The organism is Rubrivivax gelatinosus IL144 (assembly GCF_000284255.1).
Classification (GTDB): Bacteria; Pseudomonadota; Gammaproteobacteria; order Burkholderiales; family Burkholderiaceae_C; genus Rubrivivax; species Rubrivivax gelatinosus_A.
The window spans coordinates 2,433,365-2,453,745 of record NC_017075.1 but is presented as its reverse complement, the minus strand read 5'-3'; the positions used below and the strand labels follow the sequence as shown (position 1 = coordinate 2,453,745).

Annotated in this window: 17 protein-coding genes; 6 read left to right on the top strand and 11 right to left on the bottom strand. The window is 72.8% G+C overall.

Features of this window, described 5'->3' with window-relative positions; translation table 11 throughout:
• Nucleotides 1–112 precede the first annotated feature (112 nt).
• From RGE_RS11375 to RGE_RS11350, 6 genes are read left to right on the top strand one after another with little or no spacing between them, the layout of a single operon-like run.
• Nucleotides 113–1,132: an AAA family ATPase gene (locus RGE_RS11375; RefSeq protein ID WP_014428537.1), complete on the top strand. Its 1,020-nt coding sequence runs from the start codon at nt 113–115 to the stop codon at nt 1,130–1,132.
• Nucleotides 1,133–1,143: 11 nt separating this feature from the next.
• Complete coding sequence (locus RGE_RS11370) at nt 1,144–2,043, top strand: DUF58 domain-containing protein (RefSeq protein WP_014428536.1); 900 nt, start codon at nt 1,144–1,146, stop codon at nt 2,041–2,043.
• Nucleotides 2,040–2,903, top strand: a complete 864-nt coding sequence (locus RGE_RS11365; protein WP_014428535.1) for a hypothetical protein — start codon at nt 2,040–2,042, stop codon at nt 2,901–2,903. The genes RGE_RS11370 and RGE_RS11365 overlap by 4 nt, the downstream gene beginning before the upstream one ends.
• Before the next feature lie 4 nt (nt 2,904–2,907).
• Nucleotides 2,908–3,912 carry a vWA domain-containing protein gene (locus RGE_RS11360; RefSeq protein ID WP_014428534.1) on the top strand — a complete coding sequence of 335 codons (1,005 nt, stop codon included), beginning with the start codon at nt 2,908–2,910 and terminating at the stop codon, nt 3,910–3,912.
• Nucleotides 3,909–4,451 (top strand): hypothetical protein, encoded by a 543-nt coding sequence (locus RGE_RS11355; RefSeq protein WP_014428533.1) that lies wholly within the window; start codon nt 3,909–3,911, stop codon nt 4,449–4,451. The genes RGE_RS11360 and RGE_RS11355 overlap by 4 nt, the downstream gene beginning before the upstream one ends.
• The gene (locus RGE_RS11350; RefSeq protein WP_014428532.1) at nt 4,448–5,374 is read left to right on the top strand and encodes a hypothetical protein; all 927 of its coding nucleotides are present in this window, start codon (nt 4,448–4,450) and stop codon (nt 5,372–5,374) included. The genes RGE_RS11355 and RGE_RS11350 overlap by 4 nt, the downstream gene beginning before the upstream one ends.
• A gap of 64 nt (nt 5,375–5,438) precedes the next feature.
• Here the strand turns inward: RGE_RS11350 and RGE_RS11345 are convergent, their stop codons facing one another.
• The 11 genes from RGE_RS11345 to citG form a co-directional block, all read right to left on the bottom strand.
• Nucleotides 5,439–7,031, bottom strand: a complete 1,593-nt coding sequence (locus RGE_RS11345; protein WP_014428531.1) for a hybrid sensor histidine kinase/response regulator — start codon at nt 7,029–7,031, stop codon at nt 5,439–5,441.
• A complete protein-coding gene (locus RGE_RS11340) occupies nt 7,021–8,565 on the bottom strand; it encodes an ATPase domain-containing protein (protein WP_014428530.1) in 1,545 nt (514 codons plus the stop codon). The genes RGE_RS11345 and RGE_RS11340 overlap by 11 nt, the downstream gene beginning before the upstream one ends.
• A gap of 89 nt (nt 8,566–8,654) precedes the next feature.
• On the bottom strand, nt 8,655–12,197 hold the full coding sequence (locus RGE_RS11335; RefSeq protein ID WP_014428529.1) for a response regulator: 3,543 nt from the start codon (nt 12,195–12,197) through the stop codon (nt 8,655–8,657).
• Nucleotides 12,198–12,408: 211 nt separating this feature from the next.
• Nucleotides 12,409–12,855 carry a GFA family protein gene (locus tag RGE_RS11330; protein ID WP_052310992.1) on the bottom strand — a complete coding sequence of 149 codons (447 nt, stop codon included), beginning with the start codon at nt 12,853–12,855 and terminating at the stop codon, nt 12,409–12,411.
• A gap of 57 nt (nt 12,856–12,912) precedes the next feature.
• Nucleotides 12,913–15,135: a xanthine dehydrogenase family protein molybdopterin-binding subunit gene (locus tag RGE_RS11325; RefSeq protein ID WP_014428527.1), complete on the bottom strand. Its 2,223-nt coding sequence runs from the start codon at nt 15,133–15,135 to the stop codon at nt 12,913–12,915.
• 10 nt (nt 15,136–15,145) lie between these two features.
• Complete coding sequence (locus RGE_RS11320) at nt 15,146–15,604, bottom strand: (2Fe-2S)-binding protein (RefSeq protein ID WP_014428526.1); 459 nt, start codon at nt 15,602–15,604, stop codon at nt 15,146–15,148.
• 30 nt (nt 15,605–15,634) lie between these two features.
• Nucleotides 15,635–16,303 (bottom strand): hypothetical protein, encoded by a 669-nt coding sequence (locus tag RGE_RS11315; RefSeq protein WP_014428525.1) that lies wholly within the window; start codon nt 16,301–16,303, stop codon nt 15,635–15,637.
• Between the two features lie 81 nt (nt 16,304–16,384).
• Entirely contained in the window at nt 16,385–16,978 is a 594-nt protein-coding gene (locus tag RGE_RS11310) for an RBBP9/YdeN family alpha/beta hydrolase (RefSeq protein ID WP_014428524.1), read from the bottom strand.
• 19 nt (nt 16,979–16,997) lie between these two features.
• Nucleotides 16,998–17,702, bottom strand: coding sequence for a response regulator (locus RGE_RS11305; RefSeq protein WP_014428523.1), 705 nt, complete (start codon nt 17,700–17,702; stop codon nt 16,998–17,000).
• A complete protein-coding gene (locus RGE_RS11300) occupies nt 17,686–19,377 on the bottom strand; it encodes an ATP-binding protein (protein WP_014428522.1) in 1,692 nt (563 codons plus the stop codon). Before RGE_RS11300 ends, RGE_RS11305 begins: the two co-directional genes overlap by 17 nt.
• 81 nt (nt 19,378–19,458) lie before the next feature.
• A complete protein-coding gene (gene citG, locus RGE_RS11295; protein WP_014428521.1) occupies nt 19,459–20,367 on the bottom strand; it encodes a triphosphoribosyl-dephospho-CoA synthase CitG in 909 nt (302 codons plus the stop codon).
• Between the last annotated feature and the right edge of the window lie 14 nt (nt 20,368–20,381).

The following is a 20,381-nucleotide window of genomic DNA, read 5'->3' as shown; positions in this document are numbered from 1 at the left end:
CGCCGCCGACGGGCTGAGCGGCCCGCCCTCTCCTGCCCGCAGGCGCTCCGCCGCGGCCTTCCCGGCCCGCGGCGCGGCGGACTGCGCCCCGAACCCACACCGTGAGCCGCCGATGGACCCCGAACGAGAACTTCAAGACTGGCGTGAACTGGCCCTGCGCCTGGAGCGCGAGGTCGCCCGCGCGGTGATCGGCCAGGCGCCGACGATCCGCCTGATCACCGTCGCCCTGTTCGCACGCGGCCATGTGCTGCTCGAAGGCGACGTCGGCGTCGGCAAGACGACGGTGCTGCGCGCCTTCGCACGCGCCGTCGGCGGCGACTTCGAGCGTGTCGAGGGCACCGTCGACCTGATGCCCGGCGACCTGATCTATCACACCTACGTCGACGCCGACGGCCGGCCGCGCATCGACCCGGGCCCGCTGCTGCGCCACGGCGAGCGCCTGACGACCTTCTTCTTCAACGAGATCAACCGCGCCCGGCCGCAGGTGCAGTCGCTGCTGCTGCGCGCGATGGCCGAGCGCACGGTGTCGGCCTTCAACCGCGAGTACCGCTTCCCGCACATGACGGTCTTCGCCGACCGCAACAAGGTCGAGAAGGAGGAGACCTTCGAGCTCGCGTCGGCGGCACGCGACCGCTTCATGTTCGAGCTGAACATGGGCAAGCCCGCCGAGCGCGAGCTTAGGCGGGCGCTGGTCTTCGACACCGTGTTCCACGACGCCGACCGGCTGATCGAGCAGGTGCCGGCGGCGATCCTGCCGGCCGGGCAGCTCAACACGATCGGCACGCTGATCCAGTCCTCGGTGACGGCCAGCCCGACGCTGGAGCGCTACGTGCTGGAGGTCTGGGAAGCCACCGAGGCCCCGCAGCGCTTCGGCGTGCAGCTCGACGGCGTCGACATGCGCCGCCTGGTGCTGGCCGGCGCCAGCCCGCGCGGCATGAGCGCGCTGCTGCGCGCCGCGCGCGTCGTCGCCTGGCTCGAAGGCCGCACCCACCTGCTGCCGGCGGACCTGCTGACGGTGCTGCCGTCGGTGCTGGCGCACCGCGTGTTCTTCACGCCGGTCTACGAGCTGCGCCGCGCCGAGCTGGCGCCGGCGCTGGTGCAGCAGATCGTCGACCGGGTGGCGGCGCCATGAGAGCTCAGGACTTGTCCGGGCCTCGTTCCGGCCCGGCGGCGGCCGAGTTCCATTACCGGCTGCCCGCCGTCTTCGGCGGCCAGCGGCCGGGCGCACACCGCGGCAGCAGCCTGGGTGCCGGCCAGGTGTTCGCGGCGCACCGGCGGCTGTTCGACCACCCGGACCCGCGCCGCATCGACCTGCGCGCCAGCCTGCGCGACCCGCGCGGCGACTGGCTGGTGCGCCTGCCGCGCCAGCGCGTCGCGGTCGCCGTTCACGCGGTCGTCGACGTCTCGGCGTCGATGCATTTCGGCGCCCGGCACCGCAAGCTGGACGTCGTCGCCGACTTCGTCGAGGCGCTGGGCCGCAGCGCCTACCGCAGCGGCGACGCACTGGGGCTGCTGGCTTTCGACCACGGCCGGCGCGAGGATCTGTTCATGCCCGCGCGCCACAGCCGGGGCGCCGGCCAGCTGATGGCCGAGGCCCTGCGCCGTTGCCATGCCGAAGCGCCCGACCAGCACGACCGCGCCCACGAGCTGACGCCCCGGGCGCTGCAGCAGACCGTGGCGCCGCTGGCCGGCCGCCCCGGGCTGGTCTTCCTGGTGTCGGACTTCCACTGGCCGCTGCAGGCGCTGCACGGCGTGCTCGAACAGCTGGCGCCGGCCTGCGTGCTGCCGATCGTCGCCTGGGATCCGGCCGAGACGGCGCCGCCGGCCGCGCACGCGCTGCTGGCCGTCAGCGACGCCGAGACCGGCCTGCGCCGCACCTTGTGGCTGCGCGAGCCGCTGCGCCGGCGCTGGGCCGAAGCCGTGGCGCGGCGCCGCACCGAGCTGCAGGCGCTGTTCGCGGCGCATGGCCTGGCGCCGTTCGAGTTGCAGGGCCGTTTCGACGCCGAGGCGCTGACCCGTTACTTCATGGAGGCCGTGGCATGAAGCCGCCGGGCCTCGCCGCACTCGTGCTGGCGCTGGTGTGCCTGGGGCCGCCGGCGGCACCGGCCGCACCCGTGGCGACCGTCGAGCAGCCGCGCAGCTTCGGCCACCTGCTGGGCGACGTGCTGAGCCAGCGTGTGCGGCTGCCCGACGGACACGATGTCGACGCCGCAGCGCTGCCGCTGGATCGTGTCGGCCTGTACCTGGAGCGCCGCGCGCTGCGCGTCGAGCGCGACGACGCCGGTGGGCGCTGGCTGGTGATCGAGTACCAGGTCGTCAACTCGCCGCGCACGCTGCTGGCGGCCTCGCTGCCGGCGCTGACGCTGGCCACCGCGGCCGGCCCGCTGCAGGTGCCGACCTGGCCGGTCAGCATCGGCCCGATGACGTCGCGTGCCACCTTCGACCAGGGCGCGCTGCAGGCGCTGCAGCCCGACCGTGCAGCCGTGCCGGTGCCCGACGACGGCCCGCGGCGGCGCCTGACGGCGTCGCTCGCGGCACTGGCCGCCCTGTTGGCGGCCTGGGGCGGCTGGTGGGCCGCACGCAACCTGTACGAGGCGCGCCGGCTGCCGTTCGCACGGGCCTGGCGCGAGCTGCGCCGCACCGAGGCCGACAGCGCCGAGGCCTGGCGGGTGCTGCACCGCGCGCTGAACACCAGCGCCGGCCACGTCGTGCACGGCGGCACGCTGCCGCGGCTGCTGGCCGAGTCGCCGCAGCTGAGTCCGCTGGCGCCCCAGCTGGAGGCCTTCTTCCGCCAGTCCGAGCTGCGTTTCTTCGCCGGCACGACCGGCGCGGCCGGGCCGGCGCCGTCGCTGCACGCGCTGGCCCGCGCGTTGCGCGACGTCGAACGCCGCCACCAGCGCTGAGCCGATGGACTTCGATTTCCTCCAAGCCGCGTGGCTGCTGCTGTTGCCGCTGGCCGTGCTGCCGCTGCTGCGGCGGCGCCGCGACACGCTGAGCTTCGCGGCCGTGGGCTGGCTGCCCGCCGATCCCTGGGGCCGCGCCGCCGGCCTGCTGTGGCGGGGTTTCGCCTGCGGCGCGATCTGCGCCGCGGTGATCGGGCTGGCGGGGCCCGGTCGGAGCGGCACCCAGGTGCTGCGCACCGGCAAGGGCGCCGAGGTGCTGATCCTGATGGACCGCAGCTCCAGCATGGACGCCAACCTGATGCAGCGCGACGTTAAGTCCGGCGGCCAGATCAACGCCAGCCGGCCGACCAAGAACCAGGTCGTGCGCGAGCTGCTCGCCGACTTCGTCGAGCGCCGCCCCGACGACCGCTTCGCGCTGATGACCTTCAGCACCAGCGCGATGCTGGTGGCGCCGTTCACGCAGGACCACGCCACCGTGCTGGCCGGGCTGAAGGCCACCGCCATCGGTCGCGGCCTGCCCGACACGCTGATGGGGCCTGCGCTGCTGGCGGCCATCGGGCAGTTCGAGCACCGGCGCTACACCGGCAGCCGCATCGTCATCGTCGTCTCCGACGGCGGCGCCCAGCTCGACGACGAGCAGCGCCGGCGCATCGCCGCCGGCCTGGCGCGGCAGCGCATCGGCCTGTACTGGATCTACATCCGCAGCGGGCCGAACTCGCCCGACCTGACGCGGCCGGTCGCCGGCACGCTGGACTCCGAGGAGGAGGCCGCGCTGCACGCGTTCTTCAAGACGCTGGCCACGCCCTACCACCTGTTCCAGACCGACGATCCGCAGGCGCTGGCCTCGGCCATCGCCGAGATCGACCGGCAGCAGAACTACCCGCTCAGCGACCTCCAGCAGGTGCCGCGGCTGGACTACAGCCCCGGCTGCTTCCTCGCCGCACTGCTGTGCTGCCTGGGGCTGCTGGCCTGCCGGGCGCTGCAACTCGACGACTGGCGAACCGCATGAAACGACTCTCCGCACACGCCGCCTTCGCGCTCGCGACGCTGGCCGCGGCCGCTGTCGCAGCCTGGCACGGTCTGCAGCTCCAGCGCCAGCACCAGCTGCTGAACGCCGTCGGCGCCGCGTCGCGGCCGGACGCTGCGGTGGCACGCGACGCGCCGCGCCCGGTGCGGCTGGCCCATGCCGCCGCCCTCGCCAAGGCCGGCGCCTTCGACGAGGCCTTCAAGCTCTACAGCGGCCTCGTGCAGCCCGGCGGCGGCGACTCGATCAGCCGCGACGCCCAGTACAACCTCGGCAACCTCGTGCTGCGCCAGGGCCTGGCACAGGGCCAGCGCGGCGAGGCCGGGCCGCTCATCGAGCTGGCCAAGCAGCGCTACCGCGACCTGCTGCGCGCCGACCCGCAGGCCTGGGACGCGCGCTACAACCTCGAGCGGGCGCTGCGCGCCGCGCCCGAGGAAGACGCCGCGCCGCAGGAGGAAGACAACGAGCCGGTCGAGCGCCGCGAGATCTCGCTGCGCGGCATGAAGCCGGGAGACCTGCCTTGAGCGCCTGGCGCTGGCTGGCGCGCGGCCTGGGCTCGCGCCAGAACCTGCCGATCGCCGCTGCGGCGGCGCTGCTGGCCGCGGCGGTGTGGCTGCCGCCGCTGACGCTGCAGCGCGCCACCTTCCAGTACCTCGTGACCTTCGACGTCACGCAGAGCATGGAAGTCGAGGACCAGCAGCTGGCCGGCGTGCCGGCGACGCGGCTGGCCTTCGCGCGCGCCGCAGCGCGCGAGGCACTGCGTCGCCTGCCCTGCGGCTCGCGCATCGGCTGGGCGGTCTTCGCCGACTACCGCGTGATGCCGCTGATGCTGCCGGTGGAGGTCTGCGCCCATTACGACGCCCTGCTCGCGTCGCTCGAGCAGGTCGACGGGCGCATGCGCTGGGCCAACGCCAGCAACATCGGCAAGGGCACGACCTGGGTGCTGCGGGCGGCGCGTGCGATCGACCCGGACACGCGTGTCGTGTTCTTCACCGACGGCCAGGAAGCGCCGCCGCTGCGCCACCGCGAGGTGCAGCCCCCGATGCAGGACATCACGCCCGGCGAGACCGGCGGCTGGCTGATCGGCGTCGGCGGCGACGTGCCGGCGCGCATCCCGCGCGTCGACCGCAACGGCCGCCGCCTCGGCTGGTGGGCCGCCGACGACGTGGTGCAGCGTTTCGGCCCCGACACCCCGGGCAGCGCGCACGAGCACCTGTCGGAACTGCGCGAAGAGCACCTGCAGGCGCTGGGCAAGCTGCTGGGGCTGGGCTACCGGCGGCTGTCCGCGCCGCAGGCCGCGGCCGACGCGATGCTCGACCCGGCGCTGGCGCGGCCGCAGCCGGTGGCCACCGACCTGCGCTGGCTGCCGGCGCTGCTGGCCCTGCTGCTGCTGGCCGCGCGCTTCGTGCCCGATGCCGTGGCCGCGCGGCGGCCCCGCTCGGCCTGATGGCCGGTCCGGCTGTGGCCGCGGCGGGCGCGCGAGGCCGGCGGCACGATCGCCCGCCACGGCGTCATGGCGACGCCTGCCGCGCCTGAGCGAGCAGCACTTCCAGTTCGGCCGGTGCCGGCGGCTTGACCAGGTGGCTGTCGAAGGATGCCGCTTTGGTCCGTTCGCGGTCGCTTTCCTGCCCCCAGCCGGTGAGCGCGACGATCCGCACGCGTGGCTCGCCGTCGAGCTGCATGCGCAGACGGCGGGCGACTTCGAAGCCGTCCATCCCCGGCATGCCCAGGTCGAGCAGCACCAGGTCGGGCCGCCGTCCGCGCGCGAGGTTCAAGGCCTGAACGCCGTTGTTGGCGACCTCGACGTCGTGGCCCTCGAGGCGCAGCATGTCGGCCAGCGACGAGGCGACGTCGAACTGGTCGTCGACCACGAGCACGTGCAAGGGCCGCTCGGCGGGCCGCTCGCCCGCGCCGTCGGCGACGGGCGCCGCGGCTGCCGGCTCGGCCGCCTCGACCACCGGAAGCCGCACGGCGAAGGTGCTGCCGCGTCCGGGGCCGTCGCTCGCGGCACTCACGCTGCCGCCTTGCATCTCCACGAGCTGCTTGACCAGCGACAGCCCGATGCCCAGCCCGCCCTGAGAGTAGGCCTGCTGGTTGCGCACCTGCGAGAACAGGTCGAACACCTTGTGCAGCGACTCGCGCGGAATGCCCACGCCGGTGTCGGAGACCTCGACGACGGCCTGGCCGGCATCGTGGGCGACGCGCACGGTGATGGTGCCCCCGGCGTCCATGTACTTGGCCGCGTTGGACAGCAGATTCGACAGGACCTGGGTCAGCCGGACGCGGTCGCCGCGCACGACGAGATCGGTGCCGCACTCCTCGACGATGACGAAGCGGTGGCGCTTGCGCTGAACCTCGGCGCGGCAGGCGTCGAGCGCCAGGTTCACGATGTCCAGCACGTTCAGCCGCTCCAGGCTCAGCTCGATCTTGCCCGTGCTGATGCGCGCCACGTCGAGCAGGTCGTCGACCAGCCGCACCAGGTGGTGCACCTGGCGCCCCGTGCGCGCGAAGAGTTCCTGCAGCAACGGCGTGTTGTCCAGGCTGCGGTTGCCGATGGCGACGTTGTAGACCAGCGGCGCCAGGCCGTTGCGCAGCTCGTGCGACAGCGTGGCGAGGAACTCGTCCTTGCGCCGGTCGGCCTGTTGCAGCGCGGCCCGGGCGAAGGTCTGCTCGACCAAGCGGTCGCGGATCTCGTACTGCCAGCGGCGGCCGCGCAGCGCCGCCTGGACCGAGCTCAGCAGTGTCCGCAGGGAGGACGGACGGTCGATGACCGTGACGTTGTCGAGCTCGTCGATCAGACGCTGCGCGGCCCAGGGCAGATCGCGCTCGCGGCTGAGCAGCACCACCGGCACCTTGGACCAGTCGGGCTGGTTCGCCAGCGCCGCGCGGACCAGCCGGAAGTTCGGATCCGAGACGGCCACGTCGGTCATCACGATGGCGCCGACCCCGAGCTCGATCTCCCAGGCCAAGGCCTGGCTGTCCGCGCATTCCAGGCAGGCGATGCCGGCCGCCGAGAGCAGGCGCAGCGCGATCTGGCCGTCGCGCTGGGTCGGCGTCAGCAGCAGGACGCGGTGCTCCGCGGGGGCTCGTTCGTCACTCGTCATGCCGGATGCCCCCGTTGGCGGCATCCGGGACGGCAAGATCCGGCGCGGCGCCCGACGCCGGATCGGGCTGGGGCCCGGCGGTCTCCTCGGGCACGCCCGACAACACCCCGCGCAGGTGCAGAAGGGGATCGCTGAGATGCACGCCGTCGGCATCGAACCAGAGCTCGCGGATCGATTCCTCGTGCCGGCCGCTGCGCTTCTTGATGACCGCCACCGACTTCTTCACCGCGCCGAGATGCTCGAACATCCTGAAGAGCACGACGGTGTCGGCCAGGTAGCTGGTGTCGATCGGCGCGCGCATCGTGAGGCCCAGCACGCCGCTCTGCGCGGCCACCAGGAAGGTTGCGACGCCCTTGTTGCCGAGGTAGGTCAGCAGCTCGTGCAACTGGGCCTGCATCGACTGGCCTGCCGGCATCGTGTTCAGCAGGCCGTTGAGGCTGTCGATCACGATGACGCGCGCGCCACCGTGATCGACGGCCCGTCGCACCGCCTGCGCGAACTCGCCGGGCGAGATCGCCGACGGGTCGACACGGGTCAGCGACACGCGCCCCGGCCCCTCGCCCTCGTGGATGGACATGCCCAGGCCGGCCGCCCGGGCCAGCAACAGCACGCGCGATTCCTCGAACAGGAAGACGGCCACGTGGTCGCCGCGCCCGGCGGCAGCGGCGGCGTACTGCAGCGTGATCGTCGACTTGCCGCAGCCGGCCGGCCCCACGAGCAGCGTCGACGTCCCGCGTTCGATGCCGCCGCCGAGCAGCGCGTCCAGCCGCTGCACGCCGCTGGCGACGACGTCGCGCGCGAAGGGCTTGATGTGCTCCGACGCCACCAGCCGGGGGTAGACCTCGACGCCGGCGGCGCGGATCGCCATGTCCTGGTAGCCGCTGCGGAAGTTGCTGCCGCGGAACTTCGCCACGTTCAGCCGCCGCCGGGCCGGGCCGTAAGGCGGCGCCTCGTGGTCCAGCGAGATCACCCCGTGGGCGATGCTCTGCAACTGCAGGTCCCGGACCTCGGCCGTGCGGTCGTCCAGCAGCAGCACCGTGCAGCCGCGGCCGCTGAAGAACTGCTTCAAGGCCAGGATCTGGCGGCGGTAGCGAAGCGAGGTCTGCGCGAGCAGGCGCAACTCCGACAGCGAGTCCAGCACCATGCGCTGCGGCTGCATGCGCTCGAACATGTCCAGCACCCGTCGTGTCGTCTCGGTGAGCTCGACCTCCGACGGATTGAACATCGTCAGTTCGCCCGCGCCGAGGTTGCTCAGGTCGGTCGCGAGTTCGAGCACCTCGATGCCGTCGAGCACCCAGCCGTGCGATGCCGCGCCGGCCGCGAGCTCGGCGCGGCTTTCCGACAGCGTCACGTAGAGGCAGCGCTCGCCCGCACGCCGCCCTTCGAGCAGGAACTGCAGCGCCAGGGTCGTCTTTCCCGCCCCCGGGTTCCCGTCGACCAGGTACAGCTGATGGCTGACCAGCCCCCCATCCAGGACATCGTCGAGCCCGGGAACGCCGGTCGTCGCTCGATCTGAGTTGCGTTGTGGGAGCATCGATCGGGAACAGTTGGATGGGTCGCCGGGGCAAGCGGCATGCCCGAGCTCGCCAGCCCGCTGGTCGCGCTGCGCCGGCCGCCGCCGTGTCAGCGGTCCAGCACCGAGCGCAGCGACGAGGTCAGCGCGATGAGCCCGGTGTTGATCTCGTCGGCCCGGCGCTGGCGCTCCCCGGCGTCGCTCGGCGCGTCCCAGCAGCGCTCGTAGCTCGCCAGCGCCTCCTGCAAGGCCGCCGCGCCGACGATCGCGCAGGCGCCGCGGAGGGAATGCGCGGCGCGCAGGTCCAGTTCCCCGGCGCCGTCCTGGTATCGCAGGACGAACTGCTCCAGCACGCGCCCGAGCACCGCGGCCCGGCCGCCCACGTTGCGCAAGGCCGCCTGGATGTCCAGGCCCTCGACCGCCGCCAGCCGCTCCTCCAGCGAGCGCGTGTCCCGCGCGGCGGGCGCGGCGCGCCCCGGCGCATCGCCGGCGGATGCGTCGCCGGCGGCGCCGGGGAGCCAGCGCAGCAGCGCCGCATAGAGGTCATCGGGATCGACCGGCTTGGCCACGTGGTCGTTCATGCCGGCGGCCAGGCAGACCTCGCGATCCTCGTCGAACGCGTTGGCGGTCATGGCGATGATCGGCAGTTCGCGATGCCCCGCGGCCCGGATCTCCCGTGTCGCCTTCAGCCCGTCCATCGTCGGCATCTGCATGTCCATCAGCACCAGGTCGAAACGGTCGGCCAGCACGCTGCTCACCGCCTCCCGACCGTCCTCGGCCGTGCGCACGACCAGGCCCACGGACGACAGCAGCTCCACCGCCACCTCGCGGTTGATCGGGTTGTCCTCGGCCAGCAGCACGCGCCGCCCGGCATGCCCCAGGCGCAAGCGGGACTCGACGTCGCTGCGCCGGTCCGGCCCGGACGGCGGCTCCGCCGGCTCGGTCACCGGCGGGCGGAACATGCCGACGAGGGCGTCGTGCAGGCTCGACGCGGTGATCGGCTTCAGCAGCACGGCGCCGAATCCGGCGTCCCGGGCCCGCTGCTGCAAGGCGTCCTCGTCGTGGGCCGTCACCAGAACGGCCGGCGGCCGCCGGGCCCCCAGCAGCGCCGTCAATCGCGCGAGGGTCTGGAAACCGTCGGGCGGGCCCATGCGCCAGTCCAGCATCAGGACGTCGTAGGCCCGGGGCGCCTCGTGCCCGGCCTCGTCGGCGACGTGCTCGACCGCCGCGGCGGGGTCGGCGAAGGCGACGACGTCGAGCCCCAGCCGCGTCAGCGCATCGCCCAGAGCATGCAGCGATTCCGGCAGGTCGTCGACGAGCAAGGCCCGGCGGCCCGACCAGCGCTCGGCCCCGGAAAGCGCCTCCGGCGCCGGCCCTTCGCGCAGGCGGGCGGTGAACCAGAACGTGCTGCCGGCGCCCGGCCGGCTCTCGACGCCCACGTCCCCGCCCATCAGGCCGCTGAGGTGGCGGGTCAGCGCCAGACCGAGACCGGTGCCGCCGAAGCGGCGGGTCGTCGTGCTGTCGGCCTGCTGGAAGGCGCTGAACAAGGTCGGCAGCACCTCGCCGGCGATGCCGACCCCGGTGTCCTGCACGCGAAAGCGCAGCAGCACTTCCTGCGCAGCGCGCTCCACCACCTCGACGTCGAGCCGGATCCATCCGGCGGCGGTGAACTTCACCGCGTTCGCCAGCAGGTTGATGAGCGCCTGCGTCAGCCGCGTCGGGTCGCCGCGCAGGCGCTCCGGGGTGTCGCGCGTGTCGACCACCAGTTCGAGGTCTTTCTCGCGCGCCCGCTGCGTCACCATCTCCATGGCGCGCTCCAGCACGTCGTCGAGCAAGAACTCGGTGTCCTCCAGCTGCATCTTGCCGGCGTCGATGCGCGACAGGTCGAGGATGTCGTTGATGATCTGGAGCAGGTGCTTGGCCGCGACGTCGATCTTGGCCAGACGCGAGCGCTGCAGAGACTCCCTGGCATCGCGCGCCAGCAGGTGGGTCAGGCCGATGATGGCGTTCATCGGCGTGCGGATCTCGTGGCTCATGTTGGCCAGGAACGTGCTCTTGGCGCGGTTGGCCGCGGCTTCGGCGTCGCGTGCGCCGGCCAGCTGGACGGTGCGCTCGAGGACCCGCTGCTCCAGGCCGCCGGCGAGCTCCTGCAAGGCGCGTTCGGCGCGCGCCCGGTCGGTGATGTCGACGATGACGACGATGACGCAGGGACCGTGCGAGGTCGACACCGGCGGGTCGTAGGCGACGGTGAACACATGGTCGCTGTCCCAGTCGCCGCGGCGCGGCAGCGTCAGTTCGTAATGGACGGACTGGCCCGCAAACGCCGAGTCGAGCTTGGGGCGCACCTGCTCGTCGTAGACCGCGGGCAGGACGTCGGCGATGCGCTGGCCGACGATGTCGGCGGTGGGCAGATCCAGGATCTGCGCGTAGGCGGCATTGGCGAACACGTAGCGGCGCTCGCTGTCGACCATCACCATGCCGACGCGCGCACGCTCGGTCAGCGTGCTCAGCAGGGCCTCGCGCTCGCGCAAGGCCTCCTCGGCGCGCTTGCGGTCGCCGATGTCGACCAGGGTCGACAGGATCATCGGCTCGCCGTGCATCGACAGCGACTGGGCCGAGATCTGGACGACGAAGGGCGTGCCGGAGCGCCGGCGGAACTCCTGCTCCCAGCCGTGCACCGCACCCTGCGCGCGCAGCACGTCGAGGAAACGCCGGGAGTCCACGGCGTTCGGCCACATGAAACGCGCCGAGCGGCCGACGATGTCCTCGCGCCGTTCCCCGGTCATCGCCAGCCAGGTGTCGTTGACGTCGAAGACGCTTCCGTCCACGAGCCGCGTCAGCGCGATGGCCGCCGGGTTGTTGGCGAACGCGGCCTCGAACATCTGGCGGGAGAACTCCAGCTTCTCGCGCGCCTGCCGGCGCTCGGTGACGTCGGCGACGACGCCGGCGAGGCGTCGCGGGCGCCCCTCGGCGTCGAAGTAGAAGCGGCCCTTGGCCCACAGCCAGTGCAAGGACCCGTCGGGCCAGCGCACCCGGAACTCGACGTCGTGGACCCCGTCGCCCTGGCGCGCACGAAGCAGGCCCTGCTCCACCTTGTCGCGGTCATCGGGTTCGACCCGCTGCAGGAAGATCTGGAAGCTCCACGGCGCCTGGGCGTCGTGCTCGCCGAAGCAGCGTGCGTGCTGCAGCGAGCGCAGGACCGTGCCGGTGTCCAGGTCCAGGCTCCAGTCGCCGATGGCGGCGGTCTCGAGCGCGAATCCGAGCCGCTGTTCGCTTTGAACCGCACGCGCCTCGGCCGCGCGCTGCGCCGTCAGGTCGCGCACGATGGCCACGCAAGCGCTCGCCGGCGCCGGCCCGGCGAAAGAAAAGGCCGACACCTCGGCGTCGAAGCGCTCGGCCGAGAAACGGCGCATGCGGACCTCGCCGCGCGCCGCGCCTCGCGCCTGCAGCTCGGCCAGCAGGGGCTTCAGCCGCGCATCGTCCTCGTCGAAGAGGCTGGCCGCGCGCCAGGGTTCGTCGCCATCCGACGCCGAGGCCGGCGGCGCGCCGAATGCCGCAAACGCGGCCGGGTTGGCAGCGCAGACCGATCCTGCGGTCTGCATCAGGACGACGGCTTCGGGACAGCCGTCGAAGACGTCGTGGAATGCCGCCACCACCTCGTCGGACGGAGGGCGCCCCACTCTCCCACCTGGCGTTGACGGCTTGCTCACGACCGATCTACTGGTTGAGGGCCCACCGCCCGGGGGCAGGCCACCCGGGCCCGACCGGTGCGGGTGGGAAGGTGGCGCTGGGCGCCACGGCCGGGCGGGAGTCTGTCGTGCCGTGCGCGCGCCCCGAGTGTCCGTCGCCTGCGTCGGCGTCGGGTCACGGCGCGCTCCTGCTTCGTCGCTTGTCCGGGTGAGGAATGAGTCCGGTCTCGAAGCGGGGCAGCCCGTCCGCCTGCTCGACCCAGAAGACGCGGCTGGACCACCACTGGTGCAGCCGCGGGGCGACGCGGTCAGGCTCGTCCAGCGTCCCCAGCATCGCCGAGACCAGGCGGCTGCCGACGGACGGCGGCGCAGGCAGATCGTCGCGTCCGAACAGATGCGTTCCGCAGCGCGGGCAGAAATGACGGGTGAAGTGCGGCGAGGACGCGAGCTGCGCGACCTCGCCCTGGATCAGCTCGAAGTCCTCTTCCCGGACGCTGAACCAGCAGACGGCGGCGGCGCCCGAGATGCGCCGACAGATGGAGCAATGGCAGTAACCCGCGTCGAAGACGGTATCGGCGCGGTAACGCACCGCGCCGCAGTAGCACCCACCCCATAGCGCCATGACAGCTCCCGGTGCACGCACGGAACCCGGCGTGCGCAACGGCCGGCCGCCGCCGCCTCAGGTGGCGACGAAGTGGCCACGGCTGAGCGGCAGTCGGCGCACGCGCGGGACACCCAGCCGGGCCATCGCGTTGACGACGGCCGGCGCCAGAGGCGGCACGCCGGGCTCGCCGACGCCGGTCGGGGCCTCCGGGCTGGGGACGATGTGGACCTCGACGCGAGGCATCTCGTGCAGGCGAAGCGAGCGATAGCCGTCGAAGTTGCGCTGCACCGCACGACCGCCGCGCAGTTCGATCTCGCCGTAGTAGAGCGCGCCCAGCGCGAAGCCGATGCCGCCTTCCATCTGCGCCCGCACGACGTCGGGGTTGACCGCCAGACCGCAGTCGACGGCGCAGACCACGCGTTCGACCTTGAGCTTGCCGTCGCGCATCGACACCTCGGCCACCTGGGCGACGAAGCTCTTGAACGACTCGTGGACCGCCAGGCCCAGCGCGCTGCCCGGCGCGCCGGCCCGGCCCCAGCCCGCCTTCTCGGCGGCCAGCCGCAGCACGCCGGCCGCCCGCGGACTGCGGTGCAGCAGCTTGAGGCGGAACTCCAGCGGGTCGCGCCCGGCCGCCTCGGCCAGTTCATCGACCATGGTCTCCATCACGAACGCGGTGTGCGTGTTGCCCACCGAGCGCCACCACAGCGGCCGCACCGGCAGCACCGGCATGTGCGCCTGCCCGCGCAGCATCGGCAGGTCGTAGGCCGACGGGTGCACCCCCTCGACCAAGGTCTCGTCGATGCCCTCCTTGATCATCGACGCCATCGGCGTGCCGGCCATGATCGACTGGCCGACGATGGTGTGCGACCAGTCGGCGATGCGGCCGCGGCCATCGACGCTGGCGCGCACCGCGTGCAGCACCAGCGGGCGGTAGTAGCCCGCGCCCATGTCGTCTTCGCGCATGTACTGCAGCCGCACCGGCGCGCGCCCGCCGATGGCCTTGGCGACATGGACCGCGGCGACGGTGAAGTCCGCGGCGCCGTTGGCGCGGCGCCCGAAGCTGCCGCCGGAGAGCACCGAGTGCAGATGCACCCGCTCCATCGGCAGACCGGCCGCCTGGGCGGCGAACTGGTGGTCGAGGCTGGGAAACTGGTGGCCCGACCAGGTGTCGAGCTGGCCGTCGTGCAGCCAGGCCACGCAGTTCATCGGCTCCATCGTCGCGTGGGCGAGGAAGGGGAACTCGTAGACCGCGTCGACGGTCTTCACGCCGGCGGCGGCAGACTGCGATGCGGCCGGCTTGGTGAACGGCAGGCCCGGCCGGGCGGCCTGGGCGCGGTACGAGGCCAGCAGCGCGTCGGAATCGAGCGCGCGACCGGCCGATTCGTCCCACTGCACCACCAGGGCACGCCTCCCCTGCAGGGCGGCCCAGGTGCCCGTCGCGACCACGGCGACGCCTTCGGGCACCTGCACCACGTCGACCACGCCCTTGACCTGCCGCGCCGCCGAGGCGTCGAACGAGACCAGGCGGGCGCCGAAGCTCGGCGGCCAGGCGATCAGCGCGGTGAGCAGGCCGGGCAGCTTCACGTCCGAGGTGTAGACCGCCGTGCCGTCGCACTTGGACGGCGAGTCGACCCGGGGCGCGCCGCGTTCCTTGCCGATGTAGACGAACTGCGCCGGAGACTTCAGTGCCGGCTTGTCGGGCAGCGGCAGGCGCGATGCCGCCTCGGCCATCTCGCCGTAGGTCGCGCGGCGCCCGGACGCATGCGACAGCACGCTGGCGCGGGTCCGGATCTCCGCCGGATCGACACCCCAGGCCTGCGCGGCGGCGGCCACCAGCATCGCCCGGGCCGTCGCGCCGGCTTCGCGCATCTGCTCGTAGGCGTTGGCGATCGCCGACGAGCCGCCGGTGCCCTGCATCGGGCCGAAGGCGAGGTTGTTGTAGAGCTTGGCGTTGGACGGCGCCTGTTCGGCGCGCACCCGGGCCCAGTCGGCGTCGAGTTCGTCGGCGACGATGGAGGCCAGGCCGGTCATGTTGCCCTGCCCCATCTCGTGGTGCTTGCAGACGATGGTCACGATGTCGTCGCTGCCGATGCGCACGAAGGCGTTGGGCGCGAACGGGCCGGTCCCGGTGCCGTCGGCCGCGACGCCGCCGGTGCGCGGCACGGCCGGCGGCGTCGAGCAGGCGCCGCACAGCACGATCAGGCCCGAGCCCGCGCCGGCCTTGAGCACGGTGCGCCGCGTCGGGCCCCGCGCCTGCCGGGCGGCACGCGCCTCCATCTCGCGGATCAGCGGGTGCATGCCGGGCTCCTCAGGACAGTTGCCTGGCCGCGACGTGAATCGCGGCCCGGATCCGTTGGTAGGTCGCGCAGCGGCAGATGTTGCCGGCCATCGCCAGGTCGATGTCCTCGTCGCTGGGACGAGGCAGCCGCTCGAGCAGCGCGACGGCCGACATGATCTGTCCCGACTGGCAGTAGCCGCACTGCACGACGTCCAGCGCGATCCAGGCCTGCTGCACCGCCTTGGCCGTCGGCGAGGCTAGGCCTTCGATGGTCGTGACGCGGTGCCCGACGGCGGCGGCCACCGGGGTCGAGCACGAGCGCCGCGTCTCGCCGTCGAGGTGCACCGTGCAGGCGCCGCACTGCGCGATGCCGCAGCCGTACTTGGTGCCGGTCAGGCCCAGCTCTTCACGAATCACCCACAGCAGCGGCGTCTCGGGATCCGCGTCGACGCGGCGGATCCGGCCGTTCACTTCGATGTCGATCGCCATGCGCTCTCCTGGAAGAAACGGTCCGGGCGCTCAGCGTGCCGCCGCGCGAGCGCCGTCGTCGCGCGGACACTCGGCTCCGGTCTGGATCCAGGCCGCGATCAGCGCCCCGAACTGCTGCTGGGTCCCGGGAGCGGGCTCGCGCCCCCCGCCGGGCTGCCATCCCCAGCCGACCAGGCTGTCGTGCGCCATGTGTTCGTGGATCTCGGCCAGCGTCTTGCCACCGTTGCGACGCTCGTCCTTGAGCTGCCGGCAGATCTCGCCGAGCGACAGGCCCTGCCAGGCCATCGACCGCGGCGCGACGTGCCAGAGCGGGTGACCGGGCACGCCGGAGGGCTCGTAGTTGGCCTGCTGGTGGCAGGTCGTGCAGCGCATCGCCGCCGCGCCGCGGTCGTCCGGACCGCGCACCACCCGCGGCTCGTGCGGCCGCATCGCCGTGCCCTGGGTCGGGCGTTCGCCCACCGGATGGCAGTTCAGGCAGCGCGGGTGCTGCAGCACCTTGCCCGCTTCGCGAAACAGCGCCCGCGACTGCTCCGCGCGCTCGCCGACGCCGGCGAACGACTCGGGGGCGCGCAGTTCGGCGGCATCGGCCGCGGCGGCGAACGCGGCGCCGACCAGCGCCGCCGGCACGACGCCCGACGCGCAGCGCCTGGCCAGGTGACGGAACAGCCGCGCGACGCGGAAGCGATCGGAACACGCCATGGGCCGGGCGCGGGCAGTTTGCGTGCCTGCCCTCCATGCGACGGAACGCGTGCGCGGCGCCGGCTCCGTGCGGCCCGTCGCTCAGCTCCGCGCGCGATCGCTCAAGCGCCGCAGCAGCTCCAGCCCATAAGTCCACGGCCCGAAGCCCGACTCGACGTTGATGTGCCCGGCCTCGCCGAGGTCGACGAGTTCGCTGCCCCAGGTGCGCGCCCAGTGCTCGGCACGCCGGAAACTCATGAACGGGTCGTTGTGGCTGGCGACGAGCACGCTGGGCACCGGCAGCGGCCCGGCCGGCACACGCTCCTCGGCCTCGAAGCGCGCCGGCTCGGCCGGCGCCACCAGCAACAGGCCGGCGACGCGGCCCGGATGGTCGACCGCCATGCAGCACGAGGCCAGAGCGCCCAGGCTGTGGCCGACGAGGATCGCGCGGCGCTCGCTGCGCGCCGTCAGCCGGCCGATGGCGCCGACCCAGCGGTCGACGTCCGGGTCCTGCCAGTTCTGCAGCGTGATGCGCCGCCACAGCGGCAGGCAGCGCTCCCAGCAGGACTGCCAGTGCTCGGGCCCGGAGTCGTAGCGCCCCGGCACGAGCACGAAGTCGAGTTCGCTCGCGGCGGCCTGCAGCGCGGCCGTGGTGTCCGGGCAGGCCCGGGCGTCCATCATCGACTGCCAGCTCATGGCCGCGCCGCCGCCTCGTTCATTCGCCCTCGTTGGCCGCGGGCCGCAGCAGCCGGTAGGTGCGCTCCGGGCGGCCGACCTTGCCGTAGGTGATCTCGGCGGCGACGAAACGCATCTCGACCAGGTACTCCAGATAGCGCCGCGCGGTGGTCTTGCTGATGCCGACCGCGCGTGCGATCGTTTCCGCGGTCTCTTCCTGGCCGCCGTCGAGGAAGTGGTCCTTCAGCCGCGACAGCGTCAGCGGGTCGATGCCCTTGGTGCGGCGCTCTTCCAGCGCCGCCTTGGACTGCAGCTTGTAGAGCTCGTCGACGCGGCGCTGGTCGACCTGCCGGTGCGCGGCCTGCGAATCGAGGAACTGGCAGAAGCGCTCCAGCGCCGCCTGCAGCCGGTCGTAGGCGATCGGCTTGATGATGTAGTCGAAGGCCCCGAGGCGGATCGCCTTGCTGCAGGTCTCCATCTCGCTGGCCGCGGTGATGAAGACGACGTGGGCGTCGATCTTCTGCGTCACCAGATGCTCGAGCAGGTCGATGCCGTTGCCGTCGGGCAGGTAGTTGTCCAGCAGGATCAGCCGCGGCTGCAGGCTCTCCAGTTGGCGGCGCGCCTCGGCCATCGTGGTCGCGATGCCGGCCGCACGCAGCCGCGGGTGCTGGCCGACGAAGTCGGCGTGCAACTTGGCCTGGCGCGCTTCGTCCTCGACGATCAAGACGTCATGCTTCGGCAGCACGGGCGGCTCCTTTGGGAATGAACAACGAGAAGATGGTGCCGCGCGGCTCGTTCTCTTCGATGATGATCGTACCGCCCGCCTGCTCGACGTAGGTCTTCACCAGGTGCAGGCCGATGCCGTGCTCGCCGCCGGGCTTGCTGCTGACGCCCAGGTCGAACAGCGTCTCGCGCACGCTGGCGTCGACGCCGACGCCGGTGTCGGCGACCTCGATGACGATCTCGTCGTCGGACTCGATCATCAGGAAGGCCACGCGCTGGCCGCGTTCGCCCAGCGCCAGCGCGGCGTCGAAGGCGTTGTCCAGCAGGTTGCCGATGATCGACAGCCACTCCGAGACCTTCAGCGTCTCGGGCAGGCTGGTCAGGCGGCAGCCGGGGTCGAAAACCAGTTCCAGCCCGAGTTCGCGCGCGCGGTAATACTTGCCCAGCAGCATGCCGCACACCGGGGCGTTGAAGAAAGCCTGCGAGATCGTGTCCAGCACCCGCTGCTGGGTGCGCGACTGCATGCGCGCCAGCTGCAGCGCCTCGTCGTAGTGCTTCATCTCCAGCAGGCCGGAGATCGTCGACAGCCAGTTCATGTGCTCGTGGCGTACCACGCGCAGGTTCTCGGCGTGGCGCCTCACCTGCGAGAGCTGCAGGCTGAGCGTCGCGATGTCGTCCTTGCGCCGGAAGCTGAGCACGGCGCCCACCGGCTTGCCGGCGACGATGACCGGCAGCCGGTTGGCGATGACCTGCACGTTGTTGAACAGCAGCACGGCGTCGCGGATCTCGGGCGCCGAGTCGCCGCCTTCGCCGCAGCTCGGCGCGCCGCTGCCGACGACGTCGGCAAGCAGGCAGCCGATGATCTCGTGGCTGGGCCGGGTGTCGCCGACGATGTCGCGCGCGGCGTGGTTGATCGCACGCACGCGGTCGTGGCGGTCGACGGCGATGACGCCTTCCATGATCGAGTCGAACACCGCCTCCTGCTGGCGCACCAGGCGCGAGATCTCGGCCGGCTCCATGCCCAGCATCTGGCGCTTGATGCTGCGCGCGAAGAACCAGGCGCTGAGGAAGGTGGCGCCCAGCGCAAAGGTGAGGAAGACGACGACCGGCCCGCGCTGGGCGACGTCGCGGTCGAAGATCACGTCCTGCAGATAGCCCACCGAGACGACGCCGATGACCGTGCCGTCGGCGTCCTTGATCGGCGCCTTGCCGCGCAGCGCGTAGCCCAGCGAGCCGGTGCGCACCGTGACCTCGCTGAGGCCGTCGTGCAGCACCGGCGTGTTGTCGTCGCCGACCATCGGCGTGCCCGGCGGCAGCTTGGGGTGGTACAGGCGCCGCCCCTGGGCGTCGCCGATGACGATGAAGCTGGCGTCGGTGCGCTGCAGCATCGTCTTGGCGATGCGCTCGACGACCGGCAGGTCGCGCGTGCGCACCGCGGCGACCATCTCCGGGATCGCCGCGATCTGCTGCGCCTGCACGACGGCGTGCTGGCCGAGGTTTTCGTACAGCGTCGCGTGCATGCGCTCGAAGACGTAGTAGCCGACGACGAACAGCAGCGAGGCCGACACGCACAGCAGCAGCATGAACAGCCGCACCTGGAAGGTCGCCAGGCGCGCCAGGCGGGCGGTCCAGCCGGCCGCCGGCGGGCCCGCCGGCCGGGGCGTGTCGTCGGTGAAACGCGCGCGCAGCAGGTCCACGGCGGCCTCAGCGGGCGAGCCGCGCGGCGGCGCGGGCGGGAGAACGGCGGGTCATCGCGGGTGCCGGGGCCGCAGGCGGCCTCAGTCCACGCAGCCGCGCGCCGAGGAGCCGACCCGGCCGCCGTCGTCCTGGTAAAGGCTGAAGCGGGACAGGAACCACGTCACCGCCAGCAGGTCGGCACTGCCGCCCGGGCTGATGTGGCGCTCGGTCATCTCGCGGTCGAGACGGCGCATCTCGGCCAGATGGTCCGCGGCGTCGATGCCGCCGGCGTCGAGCAGGGCCCGCGCGCGCGTCTGGACGAAATGCAGGGCCGAGATCCCGCCGCGCGCCACGAGATTCGTGTCCTGATTGTAGGCGAGCAGATTCAGCAGCACGGCGTGCAGCGCGGCCTCTTCGCCGTGGCCGGCGGCGCGTGCGCGGCGCCAGGCCGGCAGCCCGTGGCGGCGCACGGTGGCGAAGCCGCTGGCGGCTTCGCCGCGTGCGCCTGGCAGGCCGTGCTCGCGGTACAGGCGCTCCCCGGCGGTGGCCGCCGGCCCGCCGTCGCGCAGCTCGCGCGAGACGAGGCCGTCGCAGATCGCCGCCACCTCCAGGCACAGCCCGTCGGCATCGGCGGACACGCCACGCCCGGTCAAGCGGCCGGCGGCGGCGCTCAGCAGCCCGAGCGCGAAGACGCTGCCCTTGTGGGTGTTGACGCCGCCGGTGGCGCGCAACATCGCCCGCTCGCAGGCCTGGCCCTGCGGCCGCAGCCGCGGCAGGAACTCGACCGCCGGCCGCTCGCATTCGCGGCGCCCGAAACGGAAAAAGACGCCGAGCCAGGGCTCGATGGCCGCGGCGCTGGCGCGGAACATGGCGAGGTCCATGTCGTCGTGCGCGCCGTTGTTGAAGCGGTCGACGAGACCCGGCTTGGGGCTCAGCTCGACCTCGCGGATCAGGGCCTCGTGGCCCCAGCCGGCGACGCGGCGGGTGTCCAGGATCGCGGGCCGGCGCACAGCGGCCGCCGGTG